Source organism: Chryseobacterium sp. HNCC26DJ239, from assembly GCF_057180445.1.
This window is the reverse complement of record NZ_JBXUGJ010000004.1, coordinates 282,055-299,818: the sequence shown is the minus strand read 5'-3', so window position 1 is coordinate 299,818 and position 17,764 is coordinate 282,055. Positions and strand designations below refer to the sequence as shown.

The following is a 17,764-nucleotide window of genomic DNA, read 5'->3' as shown; positions in this document are numbered from 1 at the left end:
GACTTCATTTTATGTTAAATCAATCAAAAAAAAGCACCCTAAAAAGGATGCTGTATGTTGATTTGAAGGAAACAGTTATTATTTTTCCCAAACTAAAGCACTTGCGCCTAGAATAGCTGCATCTGCTTCGTCTAGTTCTGAAAATACCAACCTTACTTTGTTTCTGAAAATTGGAAGAAGGTTTCTTTCCATGTGAAGTTTGGTAGGTTTTAGGATGAAATCTCCAGCTTTTATAACCCCACCAAATAAGAGAATCGCTTCTGGCGAAGAGAACATTACAAAATTAGCTAAAGCTTCCCCGAGTTTTTGCCCGGTATATCTGAAAACTTCTTTTGCAATTGGATCATCTTTCAATGCACATTCGTGTACTGTTTTAGAGTTGATGGCTTCTTCAGGATATTCATTCAACATTGATTCTGGAAATTCTGCTCTCATTTTTTTTGCAGTGATGGCAATTCCTGTTGCTGAAGCGTAAGCTTCTAGACTTCCTTCAGAACCAGTGCTCCAATGTTTTCTACCACCAGGTTTTACGATGGTGTGACCGAGTTCACCTGCAAAACCGTCATGTCCGTAGATTAATTTTCCTCCTGCGATAATTCCGCTTCCTACACCTGTTCCAAGGGTAATCATGATAAAATCTTTCATCCCTCTTGCAGCTCCGAAAAGCATTTCGCCTACTGCTGCTGCATTTGCATCGTTGGTAATTTTTGTTGGAAGATTGAATTTCTTAGTCATCATTTCCGCAAAAGGAATTACACCTTTCCAAGGAAGATTAGGAGCGTGTTCTATGGTTCCAGAATAATAATTGGCATTCGGAGCGCCTACTCCGATACCGTCGAAATTTTTTTCTCCACTATTTTTTTCAATAAGCGGTAAAACAGCTGTATATAAAGCATCGATAAACTCCTCTACGGTAGGATATGCATCTGTACTAATGCTTCCTTTCTCCAGTACTTCGCCTCTATGGTTTACAACGCCAAATTTTGTATTTGTTCCACCAATGTCTATTCCCAGTGCAACATGTTTTGATAGATCTACTAATGACATTTATTTCTTTTTGGGAGCTAAAGGTAAAAAAAATATTGAGAAAAGTAATTTTTTTATGTTTTTACAATTAAATTATGTGTTAAAAATGTTGCTTTTGGCATAAGATTTAAAATGATTCCCCAATTCTGAAATAAAAAGCCCAATCGTCTTTCCCTCTTGCAACATCTACCCCGAAACGCATATTGGTAGATTTTACGGCAGTATATCTTGCGCCTATACCCACAGTTGGGTACAATTTCCAGTTGAATTCTTCAATATCTGAACCGTAAATAGTTGCAAGACCTGTAAACCCAACCAATCCAAATCTTTTCGGCAGCTGATAACGGAATTCTGTTTGCACATCAAATTTACCTGTTCCTCGATATTTTCCATCGGCATAACCCCTAAGATCTACTCGTCCTAAAACTACTTGCTTTTGGAATTCAAGGTCTTTTGTGCCGAATTTAGAATTAGCTCGAAAAACCCACACGTTATTTCGCTTTGTCGGTACGTAGGCATTGATGTAAGCATTAACTAAACCAAAACTTTCTGTTTCGTTCATCCATTTTGGATAAGCTGTATATTGAAAGGATGCTTTTATACCTTTGGTCGGAAAATAAACATTGTTTCGGGAATCATGAAGATAAATGAGTTGTAAAGAACTCGTTGTAAGTGTAGATTCAGTGGGAAGTTCTTCAAAAACGGTATGCGCCTTGTCGTAATAATAACCTAGACCTACATAATTTTTTTTATAAACTTTTCTGAGCGCTCTTAGCGTAAAAATTGAGGTCTTTGAATCGTAATCGTAGAATCCTGTTTCAATTTCTGGTTCGTCTAAATAAGTTTGAAAAGCATAATTTCCAAAGCCTCCCATCGCACTTACTCGCCACTTGTCTTCATCAAAATAAAGTTTAGCAAAAGCAGCCACAAAATACGAACCTTGTGTAGTTCCAATCGCAGAAATTCCAGCCGTGGAACGAGGGCTTATCGTATCTCTATGATTCATCCTAAAAGTGGCCAAACCAATACCGCCGTACATTAAATCTTGGCTTTGGCTGTAGCTTAAATAGGGAATAGGGGTGATTTCTACTTTCTTTTCTTTTTTCCGAATGGTGTCTTGGGCAAAAGTGATAATAGGAAAACATATTGCCAAAACGAGGGGAGTAATATTTTTCATGGTGATTAGCTTCTTTTGTAAATTTAATAAAAAAAGAAAGGCTAAATCATTTAAAAAACCATGAATTTCAAAAGGTTAAGCGATTGTTTTAGTCTTTTTTCTTCTTCCCCACCAAATTAGAAAACCAGTTACAGGCAATGAAGCAAGCATTAAACTTACGATAAATGCAATGATTTTTGTAGGTAAACCTAAGATAGAACCTACGTGTACATCATAGTTTGCAGCGACAGCTTTCTCTCCTAAATTTTTGTCGGAATGGTCGTGTGTATGAAGTAATTCTCCTGAATTTTCGTCGAAAATTAAACTTGCATTTTTATGGTACGAGTAAGAGAGATGTCTTACAAACACCGAAAAATTCGGATGTTCGTGGTCGTCTAAATGCGGATGTCCTAAGTCAACAGAAAAAGCAAAAGAGTCCGGATATTTTTCTTCTACAGTGGCGATAACTTTGTCTAAAGTACTTTCGTTGCGCATTTCAATAGGCGCTTTTGTCGTGATGTGAGAGAAATCGGGATATGTTGTATTTCCGCCGGAAAAGATTACATAAATCATCGTTTGTACGATAAAAAACGCGTAAAAAAGACCTGTAATTGTAAAAACTAAACCTAAAACAGAAGCATAAAATCCAAAGATATTGTGCATATCGTAGTTTTTGCGTTTCCATCTTGTGGTATCTTTCCATTGAAAACGGAAACGTTGTTTTTTAGCGGCTTTATTTTTCGGCCACCAAAGAATAATCCCAGAAATCAGCATGATGATGAAGATAATTACGGGAATTCCGACTACATATTTTCCCCAATCTTGCTTCAAAAGAAAACTCCAGTGTATTGATTTTACGATGGCAAAAAAGCCATTTTTTTCATCATATAATTTTAAAACTCTACCCGTGTAAGGATTTACGTAGGCTTGTTTGTAGATGGGAAATTCATCAAAATAGTTCCAGGCTTTTGTGTTGTGTTCGTACCAATAAAATTGGTAAGACATGCTTTTGTCGATGGGCACATTTACCCAATGTATTTTGTATTTTTCGTTTACTTGTTCGTCTACCAGTTTTTCGAGCACACGAATAGGAAGAACTTTCTTCTCGGCGATATTTTGCTCATGATGATAGATGTATTCTTTTCTGCTGAAGTTTTCTATTTCATCCTTAAAAACGAAAAGAGTTCCTGTAATCGAAATTATAAAAATAAGCAAACCAATAGACAAGCCAAACCAAAGGTGAAGCTTTCCCGTCCATTTTTTGAATACGCTTGGTTTCTTTTTATGATGATGTTTCTTCTTCATTTTTTCTAAACTTGGGCAAAGATACGCTAAGTTTTAATTTAGAATGAATAAAAGTAATTAAAATACTATTAGAAAACCTCTGGCGAAAGCGAAAACTTTTGCCAGAGGTTTACAAAATATATGAATGATTAGAACTTGTAAACGATTGTTCCTAAGAAGTTTGCTAACTTTTGCGGATTAGCAGTAGAGTAGCCTGTCCAATAATGCTCGTTGGTGAAGTTGTCTACTTTTACCCCAATTCTGAATCTTCTTGCATCGTAAAACGCATTAACATTCAAAACGAAATATTCTGGTAAAATAAAATCTCCTGTTACATTGTTGTCGCTCGCATAGTTTCCTCCAAAGCCAAAACCTAAACCTTTTACTTTCCCATCAACAAATTGATATGCTAAATTGAAATTGGCATTCCAGAAAGAACCTGCAGTTGTTGGTCTTGTATTAGTAGATTCATCTACAGTGTCGTTGTACGCCAAACCTCCGACTAAAGAGAAGCCTTTTACAAGATATGCGTTTACTTCCAATTCGAAACCTTTGCTCAATGTAGAAGCCGCTTGGTTTTGAACTGAAGATCCATTTGTGGCAAGCTGTCCTGTATAAAGCAATTGATTTTTTACTTGAATATTGTAGTAAGAAACCGTTGCATTGAATCTGTTTTTAAATAAACTCGCCTTGAAACCTCCTTCAAACTGGTTTCCTGTTTCCGGATCCGATAATGTTGTGTTTCCGGCAACATCAGAAGTGTAATAACCATTAGATTTGAAAGAATTTTGATAGTTTCCGAATACAGAGAATCTGTCTTTTACAATTTCATAATCAATCCCTGCTTTTGGTGAAAATGCAGATTGGTTGAAGGCTTTTTCTGGACTTGCTGTAGCAGCAGGACCTACAAGTCCTCCTAAATAATCGTTGTTTTCATAACGAAGTCCTGCCATAATGTGTAAGTTGGCAATCGGAGTAAATAAGTTGGAGATATAACCTGAATAGGTATTTAAATCTCTGATATAATCCCAAGTTGAAAAGTTGGCTGTATTTGCATAAAGTGCAGCTAAAGCATCGCCATTCATTCCTGAATAATCTGCGCCAGAAGCGGCTAAAGTATCAAAATTTGAGTTTAAATACTTGTAACGTAACCTCTCCGTTGTTCTCATATAATCAAAACCAACAATCGTTTTGTTTTTCATTCCGTTGGAAAAATCATAATTGAAGTTGAAGTTTTGCTGAATCTGGAACCAAGATTTTTTACTGTTATTCGTAGATTGGTCTGCTCTTGTTACTAAATATGATGAAGTTGCATTGTCATAATTTAGCGAAAAATAAGGATTGTAACCGTCTGAATACGAATCAGAATTATTGATGTATGTATTAGACGTAATGTTTTTGTTGATTTTCCATTTTGCGTTTCCGAATACGTTGGAGTTTCTCGCTGTCATGTACAAATCTTTCCCGGTGTAAGATTCTTTATAATCTAAACCAGCAACTTGTTCCAAATCTTTCATATTATTAATCCCGTTCAATGTTTTAGGAGAAAGATAGAAGAAATAAGGATTTGCCGTTACTCTGTTGTTGAACATTTCATAATCAACATTCAACTGTAGTTTTTCAGAAACATTCCAGGTTAAACTTGGTGCAAATGTTGTGTATTGGTTTCCAGCATTGTTTTTCGTGAAGTTGCCTTCATTGGTATAGGCTGTATTTACACGGAAAAATAAATCTTTTGTAATCGGTGCGTTTACATCTGCCGTTGCTCTGTACGTATTGTAAGTTCCTGCAGAACCAGAAACTGCACCAAAGAAATTGCTTTGTGGTTTTTTTGTCACTCTATTAATAAGACCTCCATAAGAAGCGACATTACTTCCGTAAAGCGTTCCTGCAGGACCTTTTAAGAATTCTAAGGTTTCTACATTGATGGCATCAATTGTTGAAGTTACGGGCGCAACCACGCCATTTCTTGTCGAAGCTTGTGATGGGAAACCTCTCAACACAAAATAGGAACCTCCATCTCCGGCTCTTCCCGTAGAATTCCACATTTTTTGTAAACCAGTTACATTTCTGTAAGCATCATCTACGGTGAAAATGTTTTCGTTTTCTAAAATTCTTTTATCAATTGATGAGTAAACTTGCGGATTTTCGATAAATCTTATCGGCATTTTATTGGAAGATTCGGTGTCGTGTTTCTTCACCAAAGTATTAATGATTACTTCCTCGATATGTTTTGAATTTGTAGAATCTTTTTTCTCCTGTGCAAACGATAGCATTGAACCCAACATTGAAGCACAGATTAGTACATTTTTCATGAAGCTTATTTTTGTTGCAAAGATATTCTTTTTAATTATTCTAAATAAGGCTAAATATTGATATTTGTCATATTATTTAAATAAAAACTCCTTTTACAACAAAAAACCACTTCAAACGAAGTGGTTTATGAATGTTTTATCTAAAAATTCCTTATGCAGGAATTTCTCCTTTGTATAAGAATGAGATAATTTCTTTGTTCAATTTATCAATCATTTCACTGAAAAGGTGGAAAGATTCTTGTTTGTAAATTACCAACGGATCTTTCTGCTCGTAAACAGCTCCTTGTGAAGATCTTCTCAAGTCGTCCATTTCACGAAGGTGAAGTTTCCAGTTTTCATCGATAATAGAAAGCGTAATATTCTTTTCAAAATCGTTAATCATGCTTTCGCAATGGCTGTCATAAGCTTCTTTTAAGTCCGTAACAATCGTCATTGTCTTATGGCCGTCTGTGAAAGGAACCTGAATCATTTTAAACATTGAACCTTGGTTTTGGTACACGTTTTCAATGATTGGGAAAGATTTTTCTTTCAACAAGTTTAGCTTCATTTGGTAATCTTCCTGAGCTGCTTTAAATAAAATATTCGTTAAGTCCTGAACGTTTTTATTTTTGAAATCATTCTCAGAAACCGGAGATTCCATTGTGAAAGTTTTAATGATTTCATATTCGAAATCTTTATAATTTCCTGTAGCTTTTCCTTTTGCTGCAATTGAGTTTGCTACATCGAAAATCATATTCGTAATATCGTACTTTAAGTGATCTCCGAATAAAGCGTTCTTTCTTCTCTTGTAGATTACGTCACGTTGCTTATTCATTACATCATCGTACTCAAGAAGTCTCTTTCTTGTTCCGAAGTTGTTTTCTTCTACTTTTTTCTGAGCTCTTTCGATAGATTTAGAAATCATAGAATGCTGAATAACTTCACCTTCTTTATGGCCCATTCTGTCCATCATTTTAGCGATTCTTTCAGAACCGAAAAGACGCATCAAGTTATCTTCCAAAGAAACATAGAACTGTGAGCTTCCTGGGTCTCCTTGTCTTCCTGCTCTACCTCTCAACTGTCTGTCTACACGTCTAGAATCGTGTCTTTCCGTACCAATAATTGCTAAACCACCTGCATCTTTTACTTCCTTCGTCAATTTAATATCGGTACCACGACCCGCCATGTTTGTTGCGATCGTTACAACTCCTGGTCTTCCAGCTTCTGCAACGATTTCTGCTTCTTTTTTGTGAAGCTTCGCATTCAAAACTTGGTGCGGAATTTTTCTTAGCTGTAAAGCTTTAGAAAGTAACTGAGAAATTTCAACAGAAGTTGTTCCTACCAATACTGGTCTTCCCGCTGCTGTTAATTGTTCTACCTCTTCAATTACTGCGTTATATTTTTCTCTATTGGTTTTGTACACCAAATCTTGCTTGTCGTTTCTTAAAATCGGACGGTTGGTTGGGATTACCACTACATCCAATTTGTAGATTTCCCAAAGTTCTCCTGCTTCAGTTTCTGCAGTACCCGTCATTCCCGCCAATTTGTTGTACATACGGAAATAGTTCTGAAGTGTTACTGTAGCAAAAGTTTGCGTTGCCGCTTCAATTTTTACATTTTCTTTCGCTTCAATCGCTTGGTGAAGACCGTCTGAATAACGTCTTCCTTCCATAATACGACCTGTTTGCTCGTCTACGATTTTTACTTCGCCATCAATTACCACATACTCATCATCTTTTTCGAATAATGTGTACGCTTTTAGTAATTGGCTCATGGTGTGAACTCGCTCAGATTTTTCAGCAAAATCTCCGAAAAGTTTTTCTTTTGCTTCAAATTCTTCTTCTTTAGAAAGATTTTTAGCTTCAAGTTCTGCCAATTCAGTTCCGATGTCTGGAAGTACGAAGAAATTTGCATCAGAATTTCCTTGAGACATGTATTCAACACCTTTGTCTGTAAGCTCAACCTGATTGTTTTTTTCTTCAATTACGAAGTAAAGGTCTTTATCTACAATCGGCATATCACGGTTGTTGTCTTGCATGTATTGTGCCTCAACTTTCTGTAGCAAAGCACGATTCCCGCTTTCCGATAAAAATTTAATTAATTGTCTGCTCTTAGGAAGACCTCTGTACGCCTGAAGTAATTTGAAACCTCCTTCTTTAGTATTTCCAGCAGCGATTAATTTTTTCGCTTCGTTGAAGATAGCAGAAACTGTTTTTTTCTGAACTTCTACGATTCTGTCGATAGATGGTTTTAGTACATCAAACTCTTGTCTGTCTCCTTGCGGAACAGGTCCAGAAATAATCAAAGGAGTTCTTGCGTCGTCTACCAAAACCGAGTCAACCTCGTCGACGATAGCAAAGTTTAATTCTCTTTGAACCAATTCTGATGGTGAACTCACCATATTGTCTCTTAGATAATCGAAACCAAATTCGTTGTTGGTTCCGTAAGTGATGTCTGAGTTGTATGCTTTTCTTCTTCCGTCTGAATTCGGTTGGTGATTGTCGATACAGTCAATCGACATTCCGTGGAATTGATACAATGGTCCCATCCAAGCCGAGTCTCTTTTTGCAAGATAATCATTCACGGTTACAACGTGAACACCTCTTCCTGGAAGCGCATTTAAGAAGATTGGAAGTGTTCCTACCAAAGTTTTACCTTCACCGGTTGCCATTTCGGCAATTTTACCGCTGTGTAGAATAACCCCACCAATAAACTGTACGTCGTAATGTACCATGTCCCAGTTTACGGCAGTTCCTGCGGCGTCCCAATGGTTTTTCCAAACCGCTTGGTCGCCTTGGATTTCTACGAAATCTTTTCCTGCAGCAGCCAATTGTCTGTCCCAGTCTGTTGCAGTTACACGGATTTCTCCGTTTTGAGCCCATCTTCTGGCAGTTTCTTTTACCAAAGCAAAAACTTCAGGTAAAATTTGGCTAAGCACTTTTTCTTCAATTTCGTAAGATTCTTTTTTAAGTCTTTCGATTTTTGAGAAAAGAGCTTCTTTTTCGTCAACGTTTGTTGATGTTTTAATTTGCTCTTTTACTTGCTCTACCTGCTCAGTAATTTTGCTGGTAGCTGCTTTGATATTTTCTTTAAACTCCGCCGTTTTTTCTCTTAAACCATCGTCAGACAATTGCTGAATTGATGGTTCAACAGCTTTGATTTTTGTTACAACTTTTTTTACTTCCTTCAGGTCCTGCGCTTTCTTGTCTCCCAAAAACCCTTTAAGAACTTTGTTTAAAAAACTCATAGTTTGCTATTTGCGATTGGCAATCAGCAGTTTGCTAATTGCACATTAATTGTTAAAAAAAAGGCTATTGGCAAAGCGCCAAAAGCCAAAGGCCGATTAATACTCGTCTTCGTTCCAAAGATAATCTTCATCTGTAGGATAATCACTCCAGATTTCGTCGATTGCGTCATAGACTTCTCCTTCATCTTCAATAGCCTGAAGGTTTTCTACTACTTCCATGGGTGCACCAGTTCTAATTGCATAGTCAATAAGCTCTGCTTTTGTCATTGGCCAAGGTGCGTCACTTAAATATGAAGCTAATTCTAATGTCCAGTACATAATTTGTCAATTTTTTGCAAAAGTATAAAAATAGGTTATATTATAGCCTTTTTTATCCTTGATTTTCAATTCTTTTTATTAAATATTTGTTAACGACTGAAGAATTGGGTAAAACAACCTCTCAGTAGTTCTGCTCTCGATTTCTCAAAAACCATTCCACAAAGATTTTTATGCCATTTTGGAAGTTTGTGGTGGGTTTATAGCCTGTTAAAGTGGCTGCTTTGGCAATGTCTGCATTGGTTTTTGTGACATCTCCCGGTTGCATTGGCAGATTTTTTCTTATTGCTTTTTTTCCTAATGTTTGTTCTAAAGTAGTTACCATTTCTTCTAAAGTAATCACTTCATTTTCGCCTAAATTTAGGATTTCATAGACATTTTCGTGGGTAGAAATATAATCGATAGAACCTAAAATTCCTTGAATAATATCGTTGATAAAAGTATAATCTCTAGCTGTAGAACCATCACCATAGAAAGGAATTTCCTGATTTTCGACCATCAATTTTGTGAATTTATGAATCGCAAGGTCAGGTCTTTGTCTTGGCCCGTAAACGGTAAAAAATCTTAGGTGAATCATATCCAAACCATACAACGAATGATAAACATGTCCTAAAATTTCCATAGACCTTTTTGTGGCGGCGTATGTAGAAATAGGGTGATCTACAGAATCGGTTTCAGAAAAAGGTGTTTTTGTATTGTTCCCATAAACACTTGAAGACGACGCACAGATGATTTTCTTAATATTAAAATCTTTCGAAAGCTCCCAAAGATGCATCGTTCCTTTAATATTCACTTCTTCATAATCTAAAGGTCGGTCTATAGAAGGTCTTACTCCCGCAAGAGCCGCAAGATGAATAATAAGGTCAATTTGATGGTTTTCAAAAACACTTTTCAAGCCATCTTTATCACGAATGTCTGTGGAGTATAATTTAAAATTTGAAGATTCTGTGAGGGAAATTAATCTTTCAATGTCTTGTTTTTTATCAGTAAAACTGAAATTTCTTTCTAAACCCAAAGATTCTAGCGTATTATTGATTTTAATTCGATAATCATAAAAATCATCAAAATTATCAATGCTAATGACAGAATGTCCGTTTTTTAATAAAATTTCAATTAAATGAGAACCGATAAAACCGCTTCCTCCGGTAATGAGATAATTCATCCGCGTTTTTTTATTAGTACAAAAGTATAAATTTATAGGTTTTGAAACTGAAATTACTAAATTTACTCGATAAAGTAACATTTACATCACATGAAATTTCAGGGGCAAATTTTAAAAATGACGAGCTACAACGCTCAGCCAATTCAATACTATTTAAATCTTTCTGGCGATTTGATTCACATGAACGAGCTTTTTGGGAAAGAAATTACCATAAAACATACCGGTTTTCAGTGTGTAAATTGTAACCTAGACAAGCCTATTTACAGAATGGGTTTTTGTAAAAGTTGCTTTTTCGAAAGTCCTTATGCAAGTGATACAATTATTCGTCCGGAACTTTCTACAGCGCATTTAGGCATTGCAGAGCGAGATTTGGAGGTAGAAAAACAAATTCAGCTGCAGCCGCACACGGTGTATCTTTCTTACACAGGAGATGTAAAAGTTGGGGTTACGAGAAACACTCAAATTCCTACACGATGGATTGACCAGGGAGCAACATTTGCGCTTCCCATCGCAAGAACCGAAAATCGTTACGAAGCCGGAATGATAGAAGTTGCCTTGAAACAGCATCTTCCAGACAAAACAAATTGGAGAAAAATGCTTCAGGACGATTTTGAAGATGAAATCGATTTGGCTGATTTTCAACAAAAAATAAAAGAATATTTCCCCGCAGATTTTCAAAAATTTTATTCTGAAGGAGAAGAATTATGGAAATTTGATTATCCTTTTGAAAAACCCGAAAAAGTAAATTCTTTCACCCTAGATAAAAAGCCAGAGTTTACAGCAAAACTTACCGGTATTAAAGGTCAGTATCTTGGTTTTGAAGGCGGAAATTTCATCAATGTAAGAGGTCATGAAGGGTATGTGATTGAGTTGGAGTTTTAAAGGAAGCGTTTGATTTTGTTATTGGTCTAATTTTAGCAAGAAAAAAAACGATGTAAAATCTCTAAAAATTAATACGCCATGAAAAAACCTTGGGTGAAAAAGCTTTTCCTTTTTTTAGGAATTTTCTTCGGACTGATATTGTTGGTCAATTTTGGACTGAATATCTGGCTGAAAACCCAACTTCCTGCGTACATTAAAGACAATACAGATTATAAAGTTTCCTATAAAAAATTAGAAATCAGCCTTGGAACGGGCGATATTTTTGCTTCAGAAATTGCGGTGAAGTCTAAAAATCCTAATAATACACAGGTTATTGGGCTAGATGGAACGATTGATACTTTAAAAATCAGCCGTTTCGGAATTTATGATGCCATTTTTAATAAAAAAATTAGTTCTACAGACTTATTGCTGCTAAAACCCGATCTTACAATTACTCTAGCCGATGCTGTAGATAAAAAAACAGGAAAGAAAAAAAATCCTGTTTCTTTTGAAAATATTAGAATTCAGCAAGGAAAAATCCGTGTTTTTAAGCCAACAAAACAAAGGTTTCTTAGCGTTCAAAATTTGGATTTGATGGTAGAAAACTTGCAACTTACAGAAGAAGCGGTAGAAGATAAGTTGCCACTGGTTTTTGATCAATACAGTATTAAAGGGAATGATTTTTTCTTGCAACCAGATGATTTGTATCAAATAACAATTGCGAAAATTAAAACCGAAAATGGGCAAATGTCGGTAGATGAGCTTAATGTAAAGGCATTATTGGGATTTGATGAGTTTAAAATGCGGTTTCCTAATAAAAGACAACTTGTACAATTTACAATCCCGAAGATGAATTTTTCTGATATTGCTTTAAAGAAAAACAAAATTTCACTCTCTGAAGCAAAGATTGTAAATCCACAATTTCTGGTATACACTAACAGTACTGTTCAAAAGAAAGAAGAGGCGAAAAATAAAAACTTTGAAGTAGATTTCCACGGGGTTTTATTAAAAAATGCTTCCTTGAAGATTATTAAACCAGACGGAACTCATCTTGCAGAAGCAGAAAAACTTAATCTTAGCATTACAGATTTTATATTCAATAAAGAAACTGCTCGCCAAACAATACCTGTTCATTACAAAGATTTTAAATTGAGTGGAGAAAACGTGTTTCTTGGTGTAAACGAAAATTTTAGTTTTAAAAACTTTTCGGTAAATCCTAAAAGCGGAATTTTCAATGAGGTGACTGTTGAAAACGATAGGACAAAGACTAATTTAAAAGCAAAGCAAATTGCTTTTAATATAAATAAATGGGCGATTGAAGACGAAAAACTGAATCTTGATGTTAAGAATATTTTGGTAGACAAAGCGCAAGGAGTTTATATTCCGTCATTGGAAAAAAAATCTAAAAAGAATGCCGGTTTTCCTGGAATTCAATTTCCGGTTGTTGTGCGAAAAATTAATTTAAGAAACTCAGATCTTACCTTTCAAAAAGGAAATCAGCCTATGGCTTTTAAGCAATTGAATGCTCAAATAGATCATCTTGAAATATCTCCCAAACAAAACCAATCTGAGTTGGATTTTAACGTAAAAGATTATCATTTTACGACATCAGATTTTTCTTACCGCACCAAATTTTATCATCTTTCTTTGGGGAAACTTTTTTTAGGCAAAAACAAAGCTGTTATCCAGAATTTTGCGATGAAGCCTTTGGTTTCGAGAGCACAGTTCATTAAGATGATTCCTGTTGAGAGCGATTTGTATTCTTTGAAGATAGATCAGATTTCGGCAATAGGAAAGTGGGATTTGTTTTCGGATCGGCCATTAATTGAGGCTAAAACAGTTAATATTTCTGCTGTAAATGCAAATATTTTCAGAAGTAAAATTCCAAAAGACGACCCGAAGATAAAACCGTTGTATTCAAAAATGCTTCGCTCGCTTAAAATTCCCATGTTTATTGAAAATTTAAACCTCAAAAACTCATATTTAGAATACGAAGAAGATACCGAGAAAAGTGATGGGCCTGGGAAATTGAGCTTTAGCAATTTCAATATGCATGTTCAAAATTTGAACTCTGCCAAAATGAAGGGAAAACCAACCGATGTGAAAATCAAAATCGATTGTTCTTTCCTAAATGCTTCGCCGCTTTCCGTAAACTGGAACTTTAATGTCGCAGATTTAAAAGATCGTTTTAGGATTTCAGGACGCGCTACAGGTATTCCTGCGACATCGCTGAATGTTTTTATTGTTCCTTACATGAATGTTTCGGCCAAAGGAACCATACAAGAGATGTTATTCGATTTTAAAGGAAATCCTGCTGGTTTGGGAGGAAGCTTTAATTTAAAACATAAGGATCTTCAAATTGCGGTGTTAAATAAGGATACTAAAGAGAAAAATACGCTTTTAAGTGCCGTTGCAAATGTTTTTATTAAAACTACATCGGAAAAATTTCCCGAATCTGTCGTGGTGGAAGGTATAGAAAGAGATCCCACGAAATCATTTTTTAACCTCTTTTGGAAAGGGATTGAAGATGGTTTAAAGAAAACACTGATCAGCAAAAATATTGGTAAAACAGAAAAATCAATAAAAAATAAGGTCGAAAAGGTAAATGGAATAAAGCAGTCTGTGGAAGATCTTAAGAAAGATTTGAAATCTCCCACAACTCCTTCCAAAAAAGAAGATCCAAAAGAAGTGGAGCCGCCAAAAGAAAAAGGTTTTCTGAAAGGTGTTTTTAGGAAAAAAGAAAAATCCGAAACTCAGTAAAGTTCCGGATTTTTTAGTTGTATAAATGAGGAGCATTAATATTCTTCGCTTTCTTCTACAGGAATTTCTCTAAGAAATTTATCAAATTGTTCTCCCGGATAATTGCTTTCTGCTCCATAAGAATCTAAGATGAAACCAATGTTTTTTTCGTGATCTTTTACAACATATAATACCGCATTATCTGCAGGATTACTGTCTCCCTCAAATCTGTAGGTACGCAAAATGGTAAGATTCTGAGGTTGGTATACATGTTCAGAGTTGTCTAGTTTCATTTCTCCGTCCTCGTTCATTCTGTATTCTCTGTGAATTCCTCTTTTGCCAAGAGTAGTCATTACTTGGCTTAAGGTTGTCATTTTGTCTTCAGTTTCTTTATTTTCCATAATAATATTTTAACTTTAAAACTGCAATTATTACACCATTATATAAAGAGAATTTTGTGATTAGATTAACAAAATTTATTACTGACACAATCTCAAAAGGTATATTTTTTGCTTTGCTCTAAAACAAAAAATTTCAGAATATGAAAAAAGAAGCAGGAATTTTACTGGCAGGAAGCATTGGTTTTTTGGCTGCGTTAAGTTTTATCGGAATTAAGAAAATTTTACAAAGAAAACAAAAGAAATACAATGATTATTACGCCGATCATCACAGACATTTTCACAAAGAAAATGCAGATGAAGAACACGGTGTAGAGTATTTTGCTATGAAATAACATATAAGAGAAGTAGTACACAATTATATTTGTATAACAAGCTCCGACAATCTGTTTTAGATTGTCGGAATTTTTTTTGTGGAAAAGTTTTGTGTTAAAACTAATTGTTGTAGAAAGTTTCCTTTCTAATTTTACCAAAGAATATGAGCAGCGAAAACTTCATAAAAGGACAAGGAGCACAGCGAAACGTCGTTAATCGTTTCGAAAAATACACCTATGAACCTGATGAAGAAGATTTGGAAGCCATAAAAACCACTTTTACAGAAGTTTTCCCTAAAACCATTGTAAACCAAGTGAAAAGTGATGATTTGCCAATGGAATATTCTATGAATCCGTATCAAGGGTGTGAACATGGCTGCTCTTACTGTTTTGCAAGACCTACTCACGAATATTGGGGATACAGCGCCGGAATCGATTTTGAAAGAAAAATTATGGTGAAGAAAAACGCTCCTGAACTTTTAGAAAAATTCTTTAAAAAACGAGGCTACAAACCTGCTCCTATTTTACTTTCTGGAAACACAGATTGCTATCAACCAGCCGAAAGACAATTTGAAATCACAAGAAAACTGCTTCAAGTTTGTTTAGATTACAGACATCCGGTGAATGTTCTTACTAAAAATGCTTTAGTTTTGAGAGATTTGGATATTTTAAAACCTATGGCAGAACAAAATCTGGTTTCAGTCTCGTTAAGCATTCCAACAATGAACGAAGAACTTCGCCGCAAAATGGAACCCCGAACAAGTTCATCACAAAATAAATTAAAAGCGGTTGAAATTCTTTCCAGTAACGGAATTCCCACTCACGTAATGGTTGCGCCAATTATTCCAGGTTTGAACAGTGATGAACCTTTGTCGATTTTAAAATCTATTTCAGATGCAGGTGCGCAAAGTTTTGGTTATACTTTAGTTCGATTAAATGATGCTGTAGAGCCTGTTTTTGTTAAATGGATTGAAACTGCATTTCCTGACAGAGCTCAGAAAGTTTTAAACTTAATTCGTTCCATGCGTGGCGGAAAATTGGGAGACAAAAGAATGTACGACAGACATATTGGCGAAGGAAATATCGCAGAAATGATTCACAATACCTTTAAAATCGGAAGAAAGAAATATTTTGACGGAAAAGAATTTCCCAAACTCTCTACCGATGCTTTTACAGGAACTAAAGAACAGCAGTTGAGGTTGTTTTAGAATTAACGAATATTAACTCTTTTTTTGTTGAATTATAGATGGTGAAAGTGTAGTTTTGCTTTAAATATTAAACATGAAAAAGATTATTCAAATTACTCCTTTCAGTGCTTTCCTTTACCTCGTAATATTAGTTTTTCCGCTTTTTGCTGCTGCTCAAAATATGTCGGTTCATTATGAATTTATTGATAATAGTCTTGGAGAAACTGATCCCAAAAGTGTAGAAAGAGAATACAGATTAGATATTTTGGGGAATAAATCTTTGTTCAGAACAGAGTCTCGAAGAAAATCGGATTCTCTTCAAAACCAAGGTCAATATGGTAATGGTTATCGAGTTAATATCAATCAGGAACTTTATTTTGCCAAAGATTTTTCAACGCAAAAATTTAGTAAACACTTCGTATTTTCTCTTGGAAGAGATAAATTTTTTATCACCGATTTTAAAGAGCTTCAATGGAAAATTTCAGACGAAACACAAAAAATAGGAATCTATAATTGTCAAAAAGCAGAGGTAGATTTTAGCGGAAGACATTGGATTGCCTGGTTTTGTAAAGAAATAGCTCTTTCCGAAGGTCCCTATTATTTCCATGGGCTTCCTGGTTTGATTTTAAAAATGGAAGATAATCAAAACAATTTTTCGTTCACGGTAACCAAAATTGAAGAGATGAAAACAAAAGATTTGTTTGAGCGGGATTTAGGAAAAGAAATCTCTTGGGAACAATACAAGAAGATTTTGCGTAATTTTTACGATGACCCGATGTTTTCTTTAAAAGCAATGGGCACGAAAGTTCATACTGATGATGGTAAAGGAGGCACAAAAGAAGTGGATTATAGGGAATTTACTAAAGGCATTCAGAAAAACTTAGCAAAACACAATAACCCAATAGAATTAGACCAAAAAGTAGAATTCAAATGAAAAGATTTTTTTTAATTATGATGTTTATGAGCGCTGCACTTACTGCGCAAAATTATCAGTTTTTATATGATTATAGCTTTGCTAAAGACAGTTTAAATAAGTCTGAAGTAGAAAGTGAAATTATGTCGCTCATGGTAAAGCCAGAAAAGAAACAGTCTTTGTTCGCGGGTTTAAAGAAGATAAAATCAGATTCTACAATGGTTGCTGATGCAAGTAAAGGAGTTTATTCTTTTCCCGACCCAACTTTGAAAGTGAGGGAAGTCGTAGAAAAAAATCAGGGAAAAACGTTCTTCTACACTGCAAACCATATGCCTGAAAAGGTGTATAAAGTTGAAGATTCAAGACCCATGAATTGGAAAGTAACTGAAGAAAAAAAGAAAGTAGGAGAGTATATGGCTCAGAAGGCAACCGTTGCTTTTGGCGGAAGGATTTGGGAAGCTTGGTTTACAACAGAGATTCCAATTTCGGACGGACCGTATAAATTTCATGGATTGCCGGGATTGATTATCGAAATGTCAGATGAAAGCAAAACTCATGTTTATAAATTAATTTCAGTCTCTAAAAAAAGCGATTTTTATGATTTTATGAACGAGTACGATTATCAAAATACGATAAAATTAGATGTCGAAAAATATAATAAAATGCAGTTAGAATATCGTAAAAATCCGATGGCGAATTATATGCAAAAGATTGCGGCGGGTGAAATGATTTTTCGCAGTGAGGAAGATAAAAGAGATACTATAAAAAAGACTAAAGAATATTTAGAAAACAAAGTGCGTAAAGAAAATAATTCGCTAGAAATATTCTAGAATTAAAGCCGCTTTAAAATAGAAAACCGCTCCAGAAG

At 35.1% G+C, this 17,764-nt stretch carries 14 protein-coding genes; 6 read left to right on the top strand and 8 right to left on the bottom strand.

Annotated features, from left to right (window positions below):
• Window positions 1–78: 78 nt before the first annotated feature.
• The 7 genes from AC2A1D_RS10505 to AC2A1D_RS10475 form a co-directional block, all read right to left on the bottom strand.
• Complete coding sequence (locus AC2A1D_RS10505; protein WP_484043590.1) at window positions 79–1,047, bottom strand: ROK family protein; 969 nt, start codon at window positions 1,045–1,047, stop codon at window positions 79–81.
• Window positions 1,048–1,153: 106 nt separating this feature from the next.
• On the bottom strand, window positions 1,154–2,203 hold the full coding sequence (locus AC2A1D_RS10500) for a BamA/TamA family outer membrane protein (RefSeq protein WP_484043589.1): 1,050 nt from the start codon (window positions 2,201–2,203) through the stop codon (window positions 1,154–1,156).
• Window positions 2,204–2,278: 75 nt separating this feature from the next.
• Window positions 2,279–3,487 carry a PepSY-associated TM helix domain-containing protein gene (locus AC2A1D_RS10495; protein WP_484043588.1) on the bottom strand — a complete coding sequence of 403 codons (1,209 nt, stop codon included), beginning with the start codon at window positions 3,485–3,487 and terminating at the stop codon, window positions 2,279–2,281.
• 128 nt (window positions 3,488–3,615) lie between these two features.
• Window positions 3,616–5,781 (bottom strand): TonB-dependent siderophore receptor, encoded by a 2,166-nt coding sequence (locus AC2A1D_RS10490; RefSeq protein WP_484043587.1) that lies wholly within the window; start codon window positions 5,779–5,781, stop codon window positions 3,616–3,618.
• A 151-nt stretch (window positions 5,782–5,932) separates the two neighbouring features.
• On the bottom strand, window positions 5,933–9,007 hold the full coding sequence (gene secA, locus AC2A1D_RS10485; RefSeq protein ID WP_484043586.1) for a preprotein translocase subunit SecA: 3,075 nt from the start codon (window positions 9,005–9,007) through the stop codon (window positions 5,933–5,935).
• 96 nt (window positions 9,008–9,103) lie between these two features.
• Entirely contained in the window at window positions 9,104–9,325 is a 222-nt protein-coding gene (locus AC2A1D_RS10480; RefSeq protein ID WP_034709134.1) for a DUF2795 domain-containing protein, read from the bottom strand.
• A gap of 121 nt (window positions 9,326–9,446) precedes the next feature.
• Window positions 9,447–10,484 carry a GDP-mannose 4,6-dehydratase gene (locus AC2A1D_RS10475; RefSeq protein ID WP_484043585.1) on the bottom strand — a complete coding sequence of 346 codons (1,038 nt, stop codon included), beginning with the start codon at window positions 10,482–10,484 and terminating at the stop codon, window positions 9,447–9,449.
• 90 nt (window positions 10,485–10,574) lie between these two features.
• Between AC2A1D_RS10475 and AC2A1D_RS10470 the strand changes: the two genes are divergently transcribed.
• Entirely contained in the window at window positions 10,575–11,366 is a 792-nt protein-coding gene (locus tag AC2A1D_RS10470; RefSeq protein ID WP_484043584.1) for a DUF2797 domain-containing protein, read from the top strand.
• Window positions 11,367–11,444: 78 nt separating this feature from the next.
• Window positions 11,445–14,105, top strand: coding sequence for a hypothetical protein (locus AC2A1D_RS10465; RefSeq protein ID WP_484043583.1), 2,661 nt, complete (start codon window positions 11,445–11,447; stop codon window positions 14,103–14,105).
• A gap of 35 nt (window positions 14,106–14,140) precedes the next feature.
• Here AC2A1D_RS10465 and AC2A1D_RS10460 read toward each other — a convergent pair whose 3' ends face one another.
• Window positions 14,141–14,485 carry a hypothetical protein gene (locus AC2A1D_RS10460; protein ID WP_484043582.1) on the bottom strand — a complete coding sequence of 115 codons (345 nt, stop codon included), beginning with the start codon at window positions 14,483–14,485 and terminating at the stop codon, window positions 14,141–14,143.
• Between the two features lie 140 nt (window positions 14,486–14,625).
• Here AC2A1D_RS10460 and AC2A1D_RS10455 point away from each other — a divergent pair, with 140 nt between their 5' ends.
• The 4 genes from AC2A1D_RS10455 (at window position 14,626) to AC2A1D_RS10440 (ending at window position 17,726) form a co-directional block, all read left to right on the top strand.
• A complete protein-coding gene (locus AC2A1D_RS10455) occupies window positions 14,626–14,817 on the top strand; it encodes a hypothetical protein (protein WP_484043581.1) in 192 nt (63 codons plus the stop codon).
• Window positions 14,818–14,960: 143 nt separating this feature from the next.
• Window positions 14,961–16,004, top strand: coding sequence for a PA0069 family radical SAM protein (locus AC2A1D_RS10450; protein WP_484043580.1), 1,044 nt, complete (start codon window positions 14,961–14,963; stop codon window positions 16,002–16,004).
• Window positions 16,005–16,077: 73 nt separating this feature from the next.
• A complete protein-coding gene (locus tag AC2A1D_RS10445; RefSeq protein WP_484043579.1) occupies window positions 16,078–16,917 on the top strand; it encodes a GLPGLI family protein in 840 nt (279 codons plus the stop codon).
• Window positions 16,914–17,726 carry a GLPGLI family protein gene (locus AC2A1D_RS10440; protein WP_484043578.1) on the top strand — a complete coding sequence of 271 codons (813 nt, stop codon included), beginning with the start codon at window positions 16,914–16,916 and terminating at the stop codon, window positions 17,724–17,726. The genes AC2A1D_RS10445 and AC2A1D_RS10440 overlap by 4 nt, the downstream gene beginning before the upstream one ends.
• Window positions 17,727–17,764: the final 38 nt, after the last annotated feature.

Bases quoted from the DNA above. Each gene is read 5' to 3' on its own strand.
- AC2A1D_RS10465 (WP_484043583.1), top strand. From the start codon at position 11,445: ATGAAAAAACCTTGGGTGAAAAAGCTTTTCCTTTTTTTAGGAATTTTC.
- AC2A1D_RS10455 (WP_484043581.1), top strand. From the start codon at position 14,626: ATGAAAAAAGAAGCAGGAATTTTACTGGCAGGAAGCATTGGTTTTTTG.
- AC2A1D_RS10490 (WP_484043587.1), bottom strand. From the start codon at position 5,781: ATGAAAAATGTACTAATCTGTGCTTCAATGTTGGGTTCAATGCTATCG.
- secA (WP_484043586.1), bottom strand. From the start codon at position 9,007: ATGAGTTTTTTAAACAAAGTTCTTAAAGGGTTTTTGGGAGACAAGAAA.
- AC2A1D_RS10480 (WP_034709134.1), bottom strand. From the start codon at position 9,325: ATGTACTGGACATTAGAATTAGCTTCATATTTAAGTGACGCACCTTGG.
- AC2A1D_RS10440 (WP_484043578.1), top strand. From the start codon at position 16,914: ATGAAAAGATTTTTTTTAATTATGATGTTTATGAGCGCTGCACTTACT.
- AC2A1D_RS10460 (WP_484043582.1), bottom strand. From the start codon at position 14,485: ATGGAAAATAAAGAAACTGAAGACAAAATGACAACCTTAAGCCAAGTA.
- AC2A1D_RS10505 (WP_484043590.1), bottom strand. From the start codon at position 1,047: ATGTCATTAGTAGATCTATCAAAACATGTTGCACTGGGAATAGACATT.
- AC2A1D_RS10450 (WP_484043580.1), top strand. From the start codon at position 14,961: ATGAGCAGCGAAAACTTCATAAAAGGACAAGGAGCACAGCGAAACGTC.
- AC2A1D_RS10445 (WP_484043579.1), top strand. From the start codon at position 16,078: ATGAAAAAGATTATTCAAATTACTCCTTTCAGTGCTTTCCTTTACCTC.
- AC2A1D_RS10500 (WP_484043589.1), bottom strand. From the start codon at position 2,203: ATGAAAAATATTACTCCCCTCGTTTTGGCAATATGTTTTCCTATTATC.
- AC2A1D_RS10495 (WP_484043588.1), bottom strand. From the start codon at position 3,487: ATGAAGAAGAAACATCATCATAAAAAGAAACCAAGCGTATTCAAAAAA.
- AC2A1D_RS10470 (WP_484043584.1), top strand. From the start codon at position 10,575: ATGAAATTTCAGGGGCAAATTTTAAAAATGACGAGCTACAACGCTCAG.
- AC2A1D_RS10475 (WP_484043585.1), bottom strand. From the start codon at position 10,484: ATGAATTATCTCATTACCGGAGGAAGCGGTTTTATCGGTTCTCATTTA.